General features: G+C 54.2%; 20 protein-coding genes. 8 read left to right on the top strand and 12 right to left on the bottom strand.

What is annotated here, in order from left to right; genetic code table 11:
* A complete protein-coding gene (locus RIC05_RS05085; protein ID WP_350045078.1) occupies positions 1 to 477 on the bottom strand; it encodes a MarR family winged helix-turn-helix transcriptional regulator in 477 nt (158 codons plus the stop codon).
* Between the two features lie 209 nt (positions 478 to 686).
* Here RIC05_RS05085 and RIC05_RS05080 point away from each other — a divergent pair, with 209 nt between their 5' ends.
* The 4 genes from RIC05_RS05080 (at position 687) to RIC05_RS05065 (ending at position 3730) form a co-directional block, all read left to right on the top strand.
* Positions 687 to 1163 (top strand): VOC family protein, encoded by a 477-nt coding sequence (locus RIC05_RS05080; protein WP_350045079.1) that lies wholly within the window; start codon positions 687 to 689, stop codon positions 1161 to 1163.
* A gap of 64 nt (positions 1164 to 1227) precedes the next feature.
* The gene (locus RIC05_RS05075; RefSeq protein WP_350045080.1) at positions 1228 to 1665 is read left to right on the top strand and encodes a YybH family protein; all 438 of its coding nucleotides are present in this window, start codon (positions 1228 to 1230) and stop codon (positions 1663 to 1665) included.
* A 44-nt stretch (positions 1666 to 1709) separates the two neighbouring features.
* Entirely contained in the window at positions 1710 to 2111 is a 402-nt protein-coding gene (locus RIC05_RS05070; protein ID WP_350045081.1) for a VOC family protein, read from the top strand.
* Positions 2112 to 2218: 107 nt separating this feature from the next.
* A complete protein-coding gene (locus tag RIC05_RS05065) occupies positions 2219 to 3730 on the top strand; it encodes a YifB family Mg chelatase-like AAA ATPase (RefSeq protein WP_350045082.1) in 1512 nt (503 codons plus the stop codon).
* 81 nt (positions 3731 to 3811) lie between these two features.
* On the opposite strand, the gene RIC05_RS05060 is transcribed toward RIC05_RS05065, so the two are convergent.
* Positions 3812 to 4726, bottom strand: a complete 915-nt coding sequence (locus RIC05_RS05060; protein ID WP_350045083.1) for a LysR family transcriptional regulator — start codon at positions 4724 to 4726, stop codon at positions 3812 to 3814.
* Positions 4727 to 4833: 107 nt separating this feature from the next.
* Between RIC05_RS05060 and RIC05_RS05055 the strand changes: the two genes are divergently transcribed.
* The 3 genes from RIC05_RS05055 (at position 4834) to RIC05_RS05045 (ending at position 7354) form a co-directional block, all read left to right on the top strand.
* Positions 4834 to 5610: an SDR family NAD(P)-dependent oxidoreductase gene (locus RIC05_RS05055; protein ID WP_350045084.1), complete on the top strand. Its 777-nt coding sequence runs from the start codon at positions 4834 to 4836 to the stop codon at positions 5608 to 5610.
* Positions 5611 to 5622: 12 nt separating this feature from the next.
* Complete coding sequence (locus RIC05_RS05050; RefSeq protein ID WP_350045085.1) at positions 5623 to 6609, top strand: aldo/keto reductase; 987 nt, start codon at positions 5623 to 5625, stop codon at positions 6607 to 6609.
* Positions 6610 to 6874: 265 nt separating this feature from the next.
* Positions 6875 to 7354: a hypothetical protein gene (locus tag RIC05_RS05045; protein ID WP_350045086.1), complete on the top strand. Its 480-nt coding sequence runs from the start codon at positions 6875 to 6877 to the stop codon at positions 7352 to 7354.
* Positions 7355 to 7456: 102 nt separating this feature from the next.
* On the opposite strand, the gene RIC05_RS05040 is transcribed toward RIC05_RS05045, so the two are convergent.
* The gene (locus tag RIC05_RS05040) at positions 7457 to 7852 is read right to left on the bottom strand and encodes a RidA family protein (RefSeq protein WP_350045087.1); all 396 of its coding nucleotides are present in this window, start codon (positions 7850 to 7852) and stop codon (positions 7457 to 7459) included.
* A gap of 128 nt (positions 7853 to 7980) precedes the next feature.
* On the opposite strand from RIC05_RS05040, the gene RIC05_RS05035 reads away from it, so the two are divergent.
* The gene (locus RIC05_RS05035) at positions 7981 to 8580 is read left to right on the top strand and encodes a TetR/AcrR family transcriptional regulator (protein ID WP_350045088.1); all 600 of its coding nucleotides are present in this window, start codon (positions 7981 to 7983) and stop codon (positions 8578 to 8580) included.
* 108 nt (positions 8581 to 8688) lie between these two features.
* On the opposite strand, the gene RIC05_RS05030 is transcribed toward RIC05_RS05035, so the two are convergent.
* The 9 genes from RIC05_RS05030 to RIC05_RS04990 all read right to left on the bottom strand — a co-directional run bounded on the left by RIC05_RS05030 (position 8689) and on the right by RIC05_RS04990 (position 16974).
* Positions 8689 to 9441 carry an ATP-binding cassette domain-containing protein gene (locus RIC05_RS05030; RefSeq protein WP_350045089.1) on the bottom strand — a complete coding sequence of 251 codons (753 nt, stop codon included), beginning with the start codon at positions 9439 to 9441 and terminating at the stop codon, positions 8689 to 8691.
* Positions 9442 to 9451: 10 nt separating this feature from the next.
* Positions 9452 to 10651 (bottom strand): alanine racemase, encoded by a 1200-nt coding sequence (locus RIC05_RS05025; RefSeq protein WP_350045090.1) that lies wholly within the window; start codon positions 10649 to 10651, stop codon positions 9452 to 9454.
* Between the two features lie 23 nt (positions 10652 to 10674).
* Positions 10675 to 11676, bottom strand: a complete 1002-nt coding sequence (locus RIC05_RS05020; protein WP_350045091.1) for an ABC transporter permease — start codon at positions 11674 to 11676, stop codon at positions 10675 to 10677.
* A 76-nt stretch (positions 11677 to 11752) separates the two neighbouring features.
* Positions 11753 to 12814, bottom strand: a complete 1062-nt coding sequence (locus RIC05_RS05015) for a substrate-binding domain-containing protein (protein ID WP_350045092.1) — start codon at positions 12812 to 12814, stop codon at positions 11753 to 11755.
* Between the two features lie 81 nt (positions 12815 to 12895).
* Complete coding sequence (locus RIC05_RS05010; protein WP_350045093.1) at positions 12896 to 14170, bottom strand: M20 family metallopeptidase; 1275 nt, start codon at positions 14168 to 14170, stop codon at positions 12896 to 12898.
* Positions 14167 to 15381, bottom strand: a complete 1215-nt coding sequence (locus RIC05_RS05005; protein WP_350045094.1) for an ROK family transcriptional regulator — start codon at positions 15379 to 15381, stop codon at positions 14167 to 14169. Before RIC05_RS05005 ends, RIC05_RS05010 begins: the two co-directional genes overlap by 4 nt.
* A gap of 186 nt (positions 15382 to 15567) precedes the next feature.
* Positions 15568 to 16155 carry a class I SAM-dependent methyltransferase gene (locus RIC05_RS05000; protein WP_350045095.1) on the bottom strand — a complete coding sequence of 196 codons (588 nt, stop codon included), beginning with the start codon at positions 16153 to 16155 and terminating at the stop codon, positions 15568 to 15570.
* Between the two features lie 160 nt (positions 16156 to 16315).
* Positions 16316 to 16612, bottom strand: coding sequence for a phosphoribosylpyrophosphate synthetase (locus RIC05_RS04995; protein WP_350041029.1), 297 nt, complete (start codon positions 16610 to 16612; stop codon positions 16316 to 16318).
* A 68-nt stretch (positions 16613 to 16680) separates the two neighbouring features.
* Positions 16681 to 16974, bottom strand: coding sequence for a phosphoribosylpyrophosphate synthetase (locus RIC05_RS04990; protein ID WP_350045096.1), 294 nt, complete (start codon positions 16972 to 16974; stop codon positions 16681 to 16683).
* Positions 16975 to 17080: the final 106 nt, after the last annotated feature.

The raw sequence follows: 17080 nt of genomic DNA, 5'->3' as shown, positions 1-17080 counted from the left end.
TTATTGCGGTTCCTGAGACAGGATGATCAGATCGGCCAGAAGTTGTTCGGCATTGGAATCCGCAACAAGGCTTTCAAGGTCGCTTTGGGTTTTCTGCCAGATCGGAAAGGCGCGCGTCAAAAGCGCCATACCATCATTGGTCAATGTCAAAAGGCGCCCGCGTTTATCCTTTGGGTCCGGGGTGATTTTAATCAGGCCGCGACGTTCCAGTGGCTTTAGATTGGCGGTCAAGGTCGTTCTGTCCATCGCCAGAAGATCAGCGACATCTTTCATGTGCGGTGGGTATGGCCGGTTCAGCGACATCAACAAAGAAAATTGCCCACTGGTCAGATCAAGAGGCCGGAAGGCGTCGTCAAACCGGCGCGCAATGGTCCGTGCCGCCCGCCTGACATGCAGGCACAGGCACGAGTCCCGCACCATCAGGGTGTCGGTGAACGGAACCTTTTGATCGCTATGGTTGAAATCTTTTTTTGACATGAATTAATTATGTTGATATCAACGTATTTGTCAAACGGGAAAACAATAAAAGACTAATTAACCTGGCGCGTTTGACGGTGAGATTTGACTGGATCCCGACCGGACCCGGCTTGGAATCCGAGTGATGCCAAGTTAGCCCCAAGTTGGTCCCGAATTGATCCGAACGGGATCCGAACGTAACGCTTTCTGCCTGGCAAGGAGGATGCTCCATGCAGAAGATCAGTCCGTTTTTGTGGTTTGACGGCACCGCCGAAGAAGCCGTCGATTTTTATGTTTCTGTTTTTCCCAATGCCAAGGTCGGCACGATCATGCGCGCCAGTTCCGCAGGTCCTGGCAAGGAAGGTCAGGTTTTGACCATCAATGTCGAACTTGAAGGCCAGAGCTTCACGGCGTTCAATTTTCCGACCGAATTCAAATTTACCGAGGCGGTATCCTTTACCGTCGATTGCAAGGATCAGGCGGAAGTCGACCATTATTGGGAACGGCTTTCAGAAAGCGGTGGTCAGACGCTTGATTGTGGCTGGTTGAAAGACCGGTATGGCGTTTTCTGGCAAATCACCCCGACCCGCCTGATCGAATTGATGACCGATCCCGACCCGAATGTCGCCGCCCGTGTTGCGAGTGCGATGATGACCATGCAAAAGATTGATATTGCGGCGCTTGAACGTGCGGTTGCCGCGCCGTAAGGCCCCGAAAGACAGCCAAGAATACTTTTCAGTCCCCTTTCGCCACCAACCAAAGGACCGTCTGATGAAAAATCCGACCAGCAAGGATTATCAGGAGATCAAAGACGTTTTTGACCGCTGGATTGATGCGGCCAGCGCGCGTGACATTGATGCGATTATGGCGCTTTATCATGATGATATCTGTTCTTATGACGCGGTCGGGCCGCTGCAATTTAACGGCTATGCCGAATACCGCGCACATTGGCAACGCTGTATGCCCGATCAGCGCGAGATGATTTTCCAGTCACAGGAACCGGTTATCCGGTCGTCAGGCCATCTGGCGGTGGCGCATTTTCTGATCCGTTGTGGCGTGCGTGAAGCCGATGGCAGCGAACAGGTAAGCTGGATGCGGGCCACAAGCCACCTTGAAAAGCGCTATGGGCAATGGCGTATCGCCCATGAACATTTTTCCGTGCCGTTTGATCTTGAAAACGGTGAGGCCCAGTTCGGGCTGCAGCCGTAATTTTACATCCACCACAATTGCGACTTTTACAAAGGAACGCCCCGATGAAAGTGATCAGCTATTTGAATTTTGACGGAAACTGCCGCCCGGCGATGGAGTTTTACAAATCAGTCCTGGGCGGCGAATTGGTCGCCATGCCGTTTGGCGACACGCCCATGAGCGACGATATGCCCGATTTTGCCGATAAAATCGCCCATGCCTGTTTGATGGGGGATGGCTGGCACATCATGGCGTCCGATTGCCCGCCCGGCCATTTCGAAGCAATGAAGGGCATGAATATTTCCATCCATGTGCCTACTGCTGCGGAAGGAAAGACGTTGTTTGACAAGCTGGCTGTGGATGGCACCGTCACGATGCCGTTTGAGGAGACCTTCTGGTCACCGGGCTTTGGTCTTTTGACCGACAAGTTCGGCACACCCTGGATGGTCAATACAGACATGGCGTAAGCAACGCCTGCGCATTTAGGCCAAGCGCCTGCTTTTGAACGATTTGTTGCCTTGATCCCCGTTTCCCGTCAAAGTGATGCAACTTAAGGTTACGGGGATCAGCCAACATGACAGCGCGGGTTATGACAGTTGCCTTTGCCGGGATTGAAACGATTGCCGTTGATGTTCAGGTGCAAATGGCAAGTGGCCTGCCGGCTTTTACGGTTGTCGGCCTGCCCGACAAGGCCGTATCCGAGGCGCGTGAACGGGTACGCTCAGCCCTTTCCGCCATGGGCTTGGCCCTGCCGCCCAAACGCATCACGATAAATCTTGCCCCGGCGGATTTGCTGAAAGAAGGGTCACATTTCGATCTTCCGATTGCGCTGGGCATTCTGGCTGAAATGGATGTGATCGGGCATGAGGATATCACAAGGTTTCTCGCCCTTGGGGAACTTGGCCTTGATGGCAGTATTTCCAGTGTTGGGGGTGTTTTGCCCGCCGCAATGGAAGCAGGCATGCAGGAATGCGGAATTATTTGCCCGCAAGCCAATGGGTCAGAGGCCCTTTGGGCCGGTGATCTGGAAATACTGGCGCCGCGCAATCTGATCAGTCTGATCAATCACTTCAAAGGCACGCAAATCCTTGCCCGCCCGGTGCGCCGCGATAATGATGAAATCAATGATTTTCAGGGTGATCTACGCGATATCAAGGGGCAGGAAAGTGCCAAACGTGCGCTTGAGATTGCAGCGGCTGGCGGCCATAACCTTTTGATGTCGGGGCCGCCCGGATCGGGGAAATCAATGCTGGCTGCGCGGTTGCCGGGTATTTTGCCCGACCTTGATGCCAGACAGGCGCTTGAAACCACGGTTATTCATTCGGTATCAGGCCTTTTGCCCGAAGGTGGTCTGATCCGCACCCGCCCTTTTCGTCAACCGCACCATTCCGCATCAATGCCGGCCCTTGTCGGTGGGGGCCATCGGGTTAAACCCGGCGAGATTTCACTGGCCCATAACGGGGTTTTGTTCCTTGATGAGTTGCCGGAATTTCAGCGCAATGTTTTGGATGCATTGCGCCAACCACTTGAAACCGGGCAGATTTCCGTCGCACGAGCCAATGCGCATGTGACCTATCCTGCGCGGGTGCAGTTGGTCGCGGCAATGAATCCCTGCCGATGTGGCTATCTGGGTGATAATGAACTTGCCTGCACCCGCGCGCCGCGATGCGGCGAGGATTATCAGGCCCGGCTTTCCGGCCCGCTTTTGGACCGGTTTGATATCCAGATTGATGTGCCGGCAGTAAAGCCCGAAGAACTTGATCTGCCAAGCAATGGCGAAACCAGTGCCGTGATCCGCGAACGGGTGTTTCTGGCCCGTGAATTGCAAATGTTACGATACAAAAACGAAAACATCTCGACCAATGCATTGGCCGACGGTGAAGTCCTGCAAGAAGCCGCATCCCTTGATGCGGACGGGCGCGGATTGCTTCAGGATGCGGCGCGTCAGATGAAATTATCTGCACGTGGATATCACCGGATTTTACGCGTGGCCCGAACGATTGCCGATCTGGCAGGAAGCGTTGGTGTTAAACGTGGCCACATTGCCGAGGCGCTTAACTATCGGCAGAAGGTTTATCGGCGCTAATCCATCGTGGTTGGTGCTTTTTGCACCATTGTCGCAAGACATTTGAAGGCGCTTGCCACCTAGCCAAATCTTGCACGCCGATCATATGCGCGACAGACCGTGCTGTTTTCGGATGATGTTGATCAGACCGCGCAAGCCCGGATGATTGTTGTGGCGGCTGCTGTAATACATATGGAAGGGATCATCTGATGATGCATAGTCTTCCAGCACGATTTCAAGCTGTCCGCTGGCAAGTTCATCGGCAATACGCGATTCCAGCAGATATGCCAGCCCAAGCCCGGCCTTGGCAGCCGAAATCGTGGTTGCGGTGTCCTGAATGGTGATGTGGCCGGGGACGCGGTAGTTTTTCTGATCCGGGCCGACGCCAAGTTCCCAAGGAAAAGGCGAATTGTCGCCAAGAAGAAGTTGCAGGCATGTGTGATTGCGCAAATCTTCGGGGGTATCGGGTTTTCCAAGCTTCGCAAAATAATCCGGTGCACCGGCCACGACCCAGCGCTGGGGTCCACTGAGCGCAACAGCAACCATGTCTTCCGGGACCAGATGCCCGTAGCGGATGCCGGCATCATATCCTTCTGCGACGATATCAATCGGCCGGTTTTCAACAACAATGCTGAGGCTGACGTCAGGAAAGGTTTTGGCAAATTCTGGTAGTGCCGGGGCGATGAGAAGGTGTGCTGCATCGGAAAAGGCGTTGATGCGGACCTCGCCAAAGCTGGCCGCACCGGGGGCATCCAGCGTCTGGAGGGCTTCATCGAGTTTGTCAAAGCCCTCTGCAAGCTTGGTTGCAAGGTCCTGACCCAGTTCGGTTGCCACGATCGCCCGGGTGGTGCGATTGATCAGCTTTACGCCAAGGCGGCTTTCCAGTCGGCGGATCGCATGACTGGCCGCTGACGGCGAAAGCCCGAATTCAATGGCCGCAGCCTTGAAACTCTGGCGGCGGACAATCGCCAGAAACAGGCGTAGATCGGCAAACTCTGCGCGGTCGATTCCAGTCAAGTTGAACTCTATTCACTTTGTGGATGATTTCAGTTCATGAAAAACCACACCACACCGATCCGTGCAACACGTAATCTAGGGTCAGACAATTTAACCGGAGGAATGCGATGAGTGATATTCAGGCGATCAGGATTCCAGACCTGATGTCGCGGCGTGTTTTGGTGACCGGTGGCTCAACCGGGATCGGGGCCGAGATTGTCAGGGGGTTTGCGGCACAGGGTGCCAGGGTTGCCCTTCATTACAATGAAAGCCGTGATGCAGCACTTGCCCTTCAGGCAGAGTTTCCCGAGCATGTTTTACCCGTTCAGGGGGACATGAGTGTAACCGGCATACCGACAAACGTTGTCAGGGAAGCCGCCCGGATGCTTGGCGGGCTGGATGGCCTGATCAACAATGCCGGTGGTATGCTGGGACGTGTGCCGACGACCGAGGTCGAGCCCGATCATCTTGATCGTGTCTTTGCCCTGAATGGCAAGTCGGTCTGGGAAGCCACCGTGGCGGCGTATCCGTACCTTAAAGCGGCTGAGAACGGCTTTGTGGTCAACACAACATCGATTGCCGCACGCAATGGCGGCGGCGGTGGTGCGGTGCTGTATGCCGCGGCAAAATCCTTTGTCAGCAGCCTGACACGCGGACAGGCAAAGGAATTTGTCGCAGATGGCATTCGCGTGAATGCCGTTTCGCCGGGTCTTATCCAGACACCGTTTCACGACCGCTATACACCGCCTGATGTTCTTGCCGCGCAAAGCGCAACGGTACCGATGGGCCGCGTGGGTCGCCCCGATGAATGTGTCGGGGCGTTCCTGTTTCTCGCTTCAAACGCGATGGCGGGCTACATCACCGGCCAGATCATCGAGGTCAATGGCGGCCAGTTAATGCCTTAGGAGCAATGATAAATGAACTACAGAAAATTTGGTAAGACAGGGCGCACAGTATCCGAAGTCGGTTTCGGCGCGTGGGCCATTGGTGGCGCGTGGGGCGATGTTTCGGAAGCTGACGCGCGTGCGGCCCTGCATGCCGCCCTTGATAACGGCACGACATTCATTGATACCGCCGATGTTTACGGTGATGGCCGGTCGGAAAAAATCATTGCGGACGTCATGAAAGAACGCGGTGGCGAACGCCCGTTCATCGCAACCAAGGCCGGGCGTCGCCTGGATCCGCATGTGTCTGAGGGGTACAACAAGCAGAACCTGACCGCATTTGTTGAACGCAGCCTTCAGAACCTTGCGACCGATTGTCTTGATCTTGTGCAGCTTCATTGCCCGCCGACTGATGTTTTCTATCGCCCGGATGTGTTTGAGGTGATGGAGGAAATGGTCACCGCCGGGAAAATCCGCAATTACGGTGTTTCGGTCGAAAAGGTTGAAGAAGGCCTCAAGGCCATCGAATATCCCGGCGTGGCGTCGGTTCAGATCATTTACAACATCTTCCGCCAACGTCCGTCCGGTCTTTTCTTCCGCGAGGCAAAGGCAAAAAATGTCGGGGTCATCGTGCGTGTACCGCTGGCGTCCGGTCTTTTGACCGGCAAGATGACCAAGGATACTGCCTTTGCCGCAGACGACCACCGGGCGTTCAACCGCAACGGTGAAGCGTTTGACAAAGGCGAAACATTCGCCGGTGTGCCATTTGATGTCGCGCTTGAAGCTGTCGAAGAAATCCGCCGGTTGGTGCCGGAAAATATCACCATGGCGCAGTTTGCCCTGCGTTGGATTTTGATGGAAGAGTCGGTTGGTGTTGTGATCCCGGGGGCAAAGAATGCAGCCCAGGCAGCGGCCAATGCTGCTGCAAGTGATGTGGCACCCCTGCCGCCAGAGGTGATCGGCGAACTGCGCAACATTTATGAGCAACGCATCGCCCCGCACGTTCATCATTTGTGGTGATCAAACGTTTCCATCGGCTTTGAAGAGCCATGATGCAGATAAAGGGGTACCATGCCGTTGGTACCCCTTTATACGTTTTCGGAAGGCAAAAGCGGGGCCGTACCGTTGCGGTTGTCACCGGATTTGACGTGTCGCGCACAATTGCCGATCTGGCTGGAAGCGGTGGGGTTAAATGTGGTCACATTGCCTAGGCACTGGACTTGGTGTATCGGCGGTAGGGAAAGGCCTAGTCTAAATAACCAAATAACTGTTGTCAGGATTGAAAATGGTTGGCGCGTTACTGGTAGATAGCCCCATAAAATTGTTGGAAAAACTCAAATACGAAGTTTCTCAAAAGAGCAGTTCCAATTCATTTCCAGAGTTAAATGCAGTGCGAGATGCATATCATTTACGAGAGTGGATTTGGCATCACTATCTTGAGGGGCAAGTTGTTATGCAGCAGCAGATGATGGGGATCGAGGGCAATCAGCAGGACTGGGAGTACTTTATTAACAACCAGTTTCCAAAATTCCAAATCCTCAAGGAACTATGCAACGGTTCGAAGCATTTTATCCTGAGGAAGAAAGGTCAGATCGTTAGGGCTTTAGAATCAGGGTGGGATAATCAGGAATGGGATACGCTTCCGTGGGACGCTGATGGATTTTATGTTGAGTTGTCAGATTCAAGCGTTCTCTCAATTTCCGAATTACTTGAAGCTATATGCGACTTTTGGGACCAGCTATTTAAGGATCACGCTCTAATTTGAGCTAAAGCATGGGCAGGCAACTGGTTGTTGCGTGAGGCGGATAGCAAATGCCACCCACGCCGCAATCAAGCGAACGGCATGGGTGACATTTGGTGTTCAGGCTTAGGCAGGAACACGGGCGATGACTTTGATTTCGAAGTCAAATCCGGCCAGCCAGTTTACGCCAACCGCAGTCCAGTTCGGATAGGGTGCTTCGCTGAAGATAGCGTTCTTAACATCCATGATGTCGCCGAACTGATTTTCCGGGTCGGTATGGAACGTTGTCACATCAATGATGTCATCAAACGTACAGCCCGCCGCGGCAAGAACAGCTTTCAGGTTTTCAAAGGCCAGCGTGACCTGCTTTTTAAAGTCCGGTTCGGCGGAGCCGTCTTCACGACTGCCGACCTGGCCGGAGACAAAAACCAGATCATTTGACCGGATTGCGGCGGAGTAACCATGTTCTTCGTAAAGCGCATGGCGCTTGGGCGGGAAGATAGCTTCGTTGCGGAGGGACATTGTAACCTCATATGGATCAGGGATAGCGCGGGAAATCTTTTTCATATACGCTTTGTATGTGAATGTATTGGCATACGCGACGTATGTCAAATGATATACGTGTCGTATGTGAAATTGGAGGGCTATCCGTGGCCAAAACGCGCGCCGAGAAGATGGAAGAAACCCGCATCAAACTGATTGCAGCCGGGCGCAAGGCCTTTGCCGAAAAGGGTTTTGCATCCGCATCGATGGATGAGCTGACAGCCGGTGCGGGTCTGACGCGCGGCGCGCTTTATCATAACTTTGGCGATAAGCGTGGCCTGATGGCGGCTGTGGTGGATCAGATTGATACGGAAATGGCGACCGCAGCCCAAAAGGCCGGACAGGCTGCAGGCGGTGGTTGGAAGGGGTTGATGGCTGAGGGCGCTGCTTACATCAAGCTAGCACTTCAGCCCGAAGTGCAGCGTATTGTGCTTCTGGACGGGCCTGCGGTGCTGGGCGATCCGTCGCAATGGCCAAGTCAGAACAGATGCCTTCAGGCAACCATCGTCACCCTTGGCGAGCTTGCAGAAAAAGATGCCATCAAGCCTGTCGATATTGAAGCAATTGCCAGGTTGCTCAACGGTGCTGCGCTGAATTCAGCCTTGTGGGTTGCCGCAAGTGACGACCCGCACATGACCTTTCGCAAGGCAGTCACCGCGTTTGAATGTCTTGCATCCGGCGTTTTGAAAACACCCCAGACAGACTGATGTCGGTTTGCGGCCTGATGGTTGAAGCCTTCAACCGTCTTCACGTGCACCTGTAGTCAAATGACCGCCAGATGGTTATTGGCGATCATTAGGGGACTTGGGCGCAGATCAGGCCGCGTCGCTTTGCTGCAGGCCAGTGATCATGCCGATGATTTCGTTCTTATCGGTTTTGGCGGTTTCGCGAATGCCGATTTGCTGACCACGGCGCAGGACACAGATACGATCGGCAAGGCGGAAAACCTGATCGAGACTGTGACTGATGATCAGGACACCAATATTGCGTTGTTTAAGTGACTCAACGATTTCTTCGACCTTGGCGGTTTCGGCAACGCCCAAGGCTGCTGTTGGTTCATCAAGCAGGATGACTTTTTTCGCCCAGCGCGTGGCGCGGGCAATCGCAACACCTTGGCGTTGACCGCCCGAAAGATCGCGGATGGTGGCATGCGGGCTTGGAATGCGAACATCAAGCTCATCAACCAGTTTCTGGGTTTCACCGATCATGGTTTTACGATCCAGCAGGCCAAACCGGTTGGTGATTTCCCGGCCCAGAAACATGTTCATATAAACGCTTTGCTGATCGGCAAGGGCAAGATCCTGATAGACGACTTCGATCCCGTGTGCGCGGGCGATATCGGAACTTGCCATTGAAACCGTTTCATCCTCGATCGTGATCGCACCGGAACTTGGCGCGTAAACACCCGAGATGATCTTGATCAGGGTTGATTTACCCGCCCCGTTATCACCGACAAGGGCGACGATTTCGCCGGGATGAATATCAAGCGAGAAGTTTTCAATCGCGGTGACAGCACCGAAATGCTTCTGAATGTCTTTTAAGCTTAGAACCGGTTTTTGGGTGGTCATATGAAGTCTCCTATACCGGCCAAGCGGCGGTTTCGCCAAAGCTGTTTTCGATGGTTTCAACAACCGGATTTCCAGTCGAAATACCCGAAACCCCGACCACATAGGCACGGGTGACAAAGGCCTGCCCGCGGAAGCCGAATATGGCGCTATCGCCCGGTTTCGGGGCCTTTGGGCCGGTGGCATCAATCATCGCGTAATAGTCGATCATTGATGGTGGTGGAACTTCAACCGATCGAAGGGCGCTTGCGGCCGTGGTCGGTTCATCACCAACAATCGCCTGCACGTCATAGTCGGGGAAAATCGGATCGATATAGAACCCGCCGCCAAAGCAATAAGCCTTACCACCCGAAAGATGGGAAACTTCGGACAGATACAGCACAGCAGGCAGTTCGGGCAGGTCTTCAACCACGTGCAAAGCCGTGGTGCCGTGAAGGCCATTGCCCGGTTCGCACTGGGTGGCACCGGCTTCGGCCAGACCGGCAAGAAGGACCGATGACGTGGTGCCTGGCGCATTAATTTCGATATCAGAACGACCATGCTTTGCCAACAGATCGGCGGCCTTGGCAAGGGTGGTCAAATTCTGGGTTGGCAGGACTTTTCGGCTGTCATGATCAAACAGAAGGGCCGGGAATGTCGTGATCCCGGCAAAACGCCCACCATCCAGACCATCAAGGAAATCAGCGACTTCGGCAATGTCGCTTGCCGCAAAACCACCCTCATGACCACGATAAAATGTATCGCCCTCGGCATGGATGCGGGCCAGAATATCCTGAATGTAACCGGCTTTCCTGGCGGCTGTTGCGGCCTCACGCGCCTTGGTGTCGTTAAAGACAGTCCAGTAATCCGGGCGGAAACGTTTGGCAGCGGCATCGGCCTCAAACCGGGCGACTTGCTGTAAATGACCCAGATGCCCAACGGGCAGACCGGCATCATGGGTGGCCCGCGCACAGGCCATGTCAACCGCGACCGACCGATCAATCCCGCCGCGCATCACAGCGTGGGAGAACGAGCTGGCCCGGCCGACCTGCTTGGTCATGGCGAAAATCTTAAGCCCGTGTTTGTCGGCTTCGGATTTCAGGACGTGCGCATTGGCTTCGACCGCGTCAAGATCAAGGATATAGGCATTTGCCGGAACCTTGCCTTGGCGGTGAAGGGCCATGGCGGCTTCGATGAATTTCGGGTTGCGGCGACGCAAGACATCAAGAAACATGGTTTTGCTCCTGCTTTTTGGGCTTAGCGCGCTTTTTCGCGCAACGAGACAGCAACGGCGGCCAGAATGATCAGACCCCGGACAATCATTTGATCGGACACCGAAAGCCCCATCAGGATCAGGCCGTTATTGAGCATCCCCATCATCAATGATCCGATCATCGCACCAATGATCGTGCCCTTACCCCCATGCAAAAGCGTTCCGCCGACAATCACGGCGGCAATCACGGTCATCAGATCGGATTCACCAAGGGTATATTTCGCTGCCTGCAAACGCCCGGCATATAAAAGACCGGCAAGTCCCGCAAGCGCACCCGACAGGGTCAAAACATAAAGGCGAATACGGGCAACCTTGATCCCCGAAACGCTTGCAGCACGCGGGTTATCACCGGTCGCCAGCACATGCGCGCCAAATTTTGTTTCACGGTAAATGAAATGCCCGACAGCAACTGCCAGAACCGTCCACCAGATCAGCGACGGAATCCCTAAGAAACTGCCCGACCCAAAGAAACCGGCAAAATCCAGATCCAGAACCGGGATCGACCGTAAATTGGTCATGGATCGCGCGATACCGGCAAATAGTCCCATGGTCGCAAGGGTGACCAGAAATGATGGCAACCGGACAAAGGCAACAACCGCACCATTTAGCGCACCGGCAACAATGCCCGTCCCCATACCGGCAATGATGCCAGCGGTCATGCCATATTCATTCATCACAACCGCCGCGGACAGGGCCGATATGGCAACGATCGAACCAAATGAAAGATCAATCTCGCCCGCAGAAAGAACAAACACCAAACCAATGGCAAGGATGGTTGCAGGGGCTGTTTGCAACACGATGTTTGAAAGGTTTCTGACAGACAGGAACCCGTTATCACCAAGGGTGATGGCAAAGAACAGGAAGATCGCCAGAAAGCCGAAATAAACGACATATTGCTGCAGATTGATCCTGCTTATGATCTGGCGAAATGAGCTGCCAGACGGCGTTGTAGCAGATGTCTGGCGACCGTTTTTTGATTGGGACATGTCAGTCACTTCCTTGGGCGGAACGGCAAAGTAAAGTGCCGGGCAATAAGGGTATCTATCGCCCGGCAATCTTGTCTTAGTTCAACGTCTTGATAACCGAATCCGGTGCATCGCGGTTCAGAGATTCTTTCCAGCCATCAAGCACATTGGACTTCTGCACCGTCAGGGCCGGGGCAACGATAAAGGCCGGGGTTTCTTGACCCAGAAGGGCCTTAAGACCGGTTGCCGCCATCGCACGGCCAAGCTCATAGGCCTTATCGGCAACAATCGCAGTAACATTGCCATCGCGAACCATGTCGAGTGCGACCGGTTCGGACAGATCAAGGGTTACGATCTTGGTGTGTTTGTTGCCACTTGCACGAAGGGCGGCTAAAACGCCGTCGGCCGGTTCCGCCCAGGTGACATAAATCCCGTCAAGGTCCGGGTTCTGAAGCAACATGGCCGATGCCAGTTCTTCTGCACGGGCCGGATCGGTGATGCCCTGTTCGGCAACGATTTCAATGGCGGGATAGTCTTTTTCAATCGTGGTTTTAAACGCATTGTCACGCTGATTGGTGACGTAATAGGTCGCGTCATGGAAAATCCAGCCAACTTTGCCTTTACCACCGATATCAGCGGCAAGTGCGTCTGCTGCCTGCTTGCCCATTTCAAACAGATCGTCGGTAACAATCGCGGCATAGTCGGTGCCATGTTTGTAATCAGACGGAAGGTTCGAGAGGAAAACCAGCTTGGTATCGCTGGCAACCGCCTCGCGGAAGGCCGCCGCCGAGGTCACCGGATCAAGCGGCAGGGCCAGGATAACGTCGGGTTCGGCAGTCAGCGCGGTTTCAATGTCGCTGCGCTGACGTGCGGCGTCGAAACCGGCATCGGTGGTAACTGCGATTGAAACGCCTGCCTTGGCAAACTCATCCGTGGCACCGGCAGATACCGCATTGATGAAGTCAGACGAGGTATGCCAAAGAAGTGCGGCCTTAAGGCCCTTTTCCTTAAGCGAAGCAAATTCTGCGTCCGTCAGGGTGATTTCCGCACTTGGTGTTGCGGTTTCACCGTTCGGGCCGACCGTTTGGGCGTGGGCAAGGCCACTTGCCATAACGATGCCGGCAATCACACTGGTTTTAAGCAATCCCTTGATCAACATGAGCCATTCCTCTGATAGATGATGTGTTTTTTGTTGTGTCGTCTGGTCTTGTTCTGGTGGTCTTGAATTGTCGCGATGTGGTTAGTCTGCGATCCCGCAATAGCGGGCCATAAAGCAGGCAAAGGCGACAATGCCTGCAAAATATTCTTCGATATCAACGCGTTCTTCGAATGTGTGGCAGTTCCGAATATCGCCCGGTGCGCAATAGACCGCAGGTGTGCCAAGCTCGTTGATGAAGAACGGTGTTTCCGACCAGAAAGGCGCGCCTTCGATCAAACCGCGTCCGGCCATCGCACCGGCAACCGCATCGGACAGATCGCGCACTTCAGGAAGGTTCGGATCGATTTCAGCCGCCGACCCGCCCAGCGCATGGTCGCGTCCGGCCGGATAGCTGATCGAAACTGCGATTTCGGGGTCGGTGATTGCGCCCGTGATGACGGCTTCCATTTCGCGGGCCGCATCATCAAGACTTTCTCCCGGTAATAATTTGCGGATCAGCGAAAGTTTGCATTCTTCCGGTACCGCAATGAAACCGCCGCCGGTCAATCCGGTGATCAGAAGGAACCCCTCGCCAATTAAATCATGATGGTCCCGGGTTTTCAGATCATCGGAATGCGCCCACAGTGCCGACATGACGGAATGTGCGGCTTTAAGCGCATCCTTACCAAGTTCCGGAACGCCGAAATAGGCCGATTTTCCGGTGATTTTGATGTCCGAAATGTAGAAGCCGATCTGGGCGGGATAGACCGCCAGACGGGTCGGTTCGACATAAACAGTAAAGTCAGGTTTGGCGATATCGCCGGTCTTGATCAGATTGGTGTAATGCTTCACCCCGGCTGATATGCCCGATCCGGGCTGACCGCTTTCTTCATCGCCGACATAGGCAAAGGCAAGGTCGCCCTTAAGGCGAATGCCCGCCGCGTCAAGAAGGCTCACTGCGGCAAGGGATGCACAGATACCGGCCTTAAGGTCGCCTGATCCCCGGCCCCAGATTTCCCCGTCAATCAAGGGTGCGCCAAACGGATCTTCGCGTTCGGTACCCTGCCAATGTTCGCGCCAGCCATCGACATGAACCGTGTCAGTATGGCCGATAAACAAAAGTCGTTTCGAATTGGCATCTTTATCGGATGCCGCACCTTTGCGTTCGCCCCAGATGTTTGGCCGACCGGGTTCAAATTCGGCGGTATTGATCGCCTCTACACCGCGTTTTGCCATCTGTTCGGACAGATAGGTAACGAAATTGGCTTCATTCCCGGTGACGCTGTGTGCGCCAATCGCGCCGCGAAACAGCGCAAGGGCATCATCACGATCCAGAAGTGCGGCAAGTTTGGCGTGAAGATCGTTTGGCTGGGTCATTTTGTTGCTCCCTGAAGGGAGACGCTGCTGGCAGGGGGCAGCGAAATGCGACCATCGGGGGCATCGGCGCCAAAGAATGTATTATGCAGATGACCAAGGCCGATGGCAGCCGCCCCGATGATTGCCGCGCGCTGGTGCAAGCTGCTTGGTACGATTTGGATCGGTTGTGGGCAGATTTGCGTCATGAATTTTTGCGTGCGGGCGAGCATTTCCGGGCGATCACCAATGGATCCGCCGATAATGATCTTTTCGGGGTTGGCGATGGCGGCAATTGCCCCGACGCCAAAGGCAAGATAGCGCGCGGTTTCATCAAGAACCTGATTTGCGGCCTCTTCCCCGGCATTGGCGGCATCAAAGATTTCAGGAACGATTACATCGCGCCCGGTCAGTGCCTTATAACGTTGTGCCATCCCGACGGAGGCAACGACACGTTCATAAGCGCCTGCGCGAATTGACTCGCTGTCAAACGGATCGGCGCCAAACGGAAGGAAACCAAGTTCGCCAGCAGCATTTCCCGCCCCGCGCACCAGTTCGCCATTGACCATCAGGCCACTGCCGATACCGGTGCCAAGGGCGATAAAGGCAAGGTTATCAATGCCCTGACCTTCTCCCAGCCAGTTTTCGCCGAGAACCGCCAGATTGACATCGTTTTCAAGCATGACGTCAAAGCCAAATGCCTTTTCGAACCCGGCAAAGACATTCATCTGGTCAAACCCGGAAATGTTCGGGGCGAGCAGGACTTTGCCACTTTTCGGGTCGGGCGCACCGGGGACACCGATCACGGCAAGACGGATGCGGTTGCGGTCAATGTTTTGAGAGTCGGCAGCCTGCCAGCAAAGATTGGCGATCTGATCAATCAGATGCTGCCCACCGCGCGGATCGGTTGGTGCGACCTGTTCGGCAAACACCTGACAGGCAAGATCGGCAATGGCCACCCGCACCTTGGTGCCGCCAAGATCGACTGCGGCAATAAAGGCGGCATTGGGGATCAGTTCATATGTTACCGCGGTGCGGCCAACATGGCCTGCTGTACGGCCGGTTTCCTGCACCCAGCCTGCTTCTTCAAGCTGGCGGACAATTTCGGAAATCGTTTGTTTGGACAGTCCGGTTTGCTTGGCAATCGATGCGCGCGAAATCGGGCCATTCTGGACGATGGCCTCCATCACTGCACGTTGGGAAAACTTCCGGGAAATGCGCAAAGTTTCGCTCACCGGCCTCTCCTGATGATCTGATTATTATTCGGTTTATTTAATTCGTTCAGTTACCGAACTATCTATATCAGAAGAAACTCTGTCAAGCGTGATATGCGCGTAATTTGCGCGTTGTGAGTTTTTACCAAGGGTAAATATGGGGGGAGGTGGGTCTTGAATGCCGGTTAGTGAATTGAAAACACGCAATTATGCGGTCTGTCGATCGCAGCCGCGATTTTGTCGTTCAATCTTGTAAACCGAAGATGGCGGCATGTTGCGCACCGTGGTTCCGATGCGGGTTGCACGTAAGTCAAGACGGGCCAGAATGGCCGATGGCACCGGGCAGCGCGGGCCATAGGTGAATTGATAAAACGCCCCGTCTTCGCGTAAATAGCCAAATGTACCGCCAAGGATGCCCATGATTTGCCGGGGCGACATTGACAGTAATGGCAGGCCGCTGATCGCGCTTGAAAGTTCGCCGCGGCCAAACAGGTTTTCGCGGCCCAACCGTGCAGCATCCATCTGAAGAATGCGAGCCTTTGGATAGCGGTCGGCCAGCAAGCTTAAAAAATAGGGCCCGGCTTCAATCAGGGTCAGATCATCCTCACGCAAACCACGATCAAGAAGCGCACGGGTAAACACCCCGGTTCCCGGACCAAGTTCAAGGATGGGGCTACTGGTTTCGGTGACTTCTGATGTGATCAGGCGGGCCAAAGCCGGGCTTGAGGGCGAAATGGCCGAAACCTTTCTGGGATCAGTGACCCAGGCACGAAAAAACGGCAAAAGATCCGACATATGCGTGTCTGCCCCAATTCAAGATGTATGTGCTTCCAAGTGAGAAGCTATCGATCCTTTATGTCGTGACAGGTGCTTATTTGTGTTCATTTTGCGAAATTGCTTGCGGGGCCCATACACAAGATTGTGAGGCTTGGCCCGAAAGCAAGGAACACGATGCCTAATCCTGCCGGTTTTGACGCAAAATATCAATCAGACGTGCTTCATCCGGGTCGGCATGAAAGCTGTTGGGAATGATCATCACACCCTTGGTGCCGTCATTGGCCTCGATCATATAAAGGGTGGCGTCATCGCCGGGATCGGTGCCGTTATCGGTGCTGTTGGAATGAACCAGACGCAGCTCATCAGGGGTGTAAAGATGGCCTGTGCCATCGCTTCGCACGCCATCCTGTTCACACATGAAGTGATGTTCAAATCCGTGTTCTTTGGCATTTGCCTGAAGATCAGCCAAGGTCATTTGGTCCTCCTTTATCGAAATTGCGTCGATATAGGAAAAACGCCGGACCACAGAACTTGTTCCAAAGATCAGGAATGCTTGCGCCGTAAATGATCAACAAGGTCGGCTTTGTTACGGTCGGTATGGAAGCTGTCAGGAACAATCAACATGCCGCGCGTGCCGTCCATGGCCTCGATCATGTACAAGGTGGCATCGTCACCGGGATCCGTGCCGCTATCAACCGATCTGGAATCGATGATGGTCAGGTCATCGGCGTGATATTTCGCCTGTTTCCCGTCGCACATCACAAAACTGCCCGATGCGCTGAAAATATGGGAAAAACCCCGGGTTTTGGCCATTTCCTGCAAGTCGGATAAATTCATGGTGAACCTCCGTCTGTATGTTTTGCCAAGATCGTCGTGATCAGACTACCATATTTGACGCGCAACATGTTTGCATGAAGGCAAAACGCGCACCCGTTTTAACGCA

The organism is Thalassospira sp. (assembly GCF_040218635.1).
Lineage (GTDB): Bacteria > Pseudomonadota > Alphaproteobacteria > Rhodospirillales > Thalassospiraceae > Thalassospira.
The sequence above is the reverse complement of the archived record's forward strand: the minus strand, read 5'-3'. Positions and strand labels throughout refer to the sequence as shown.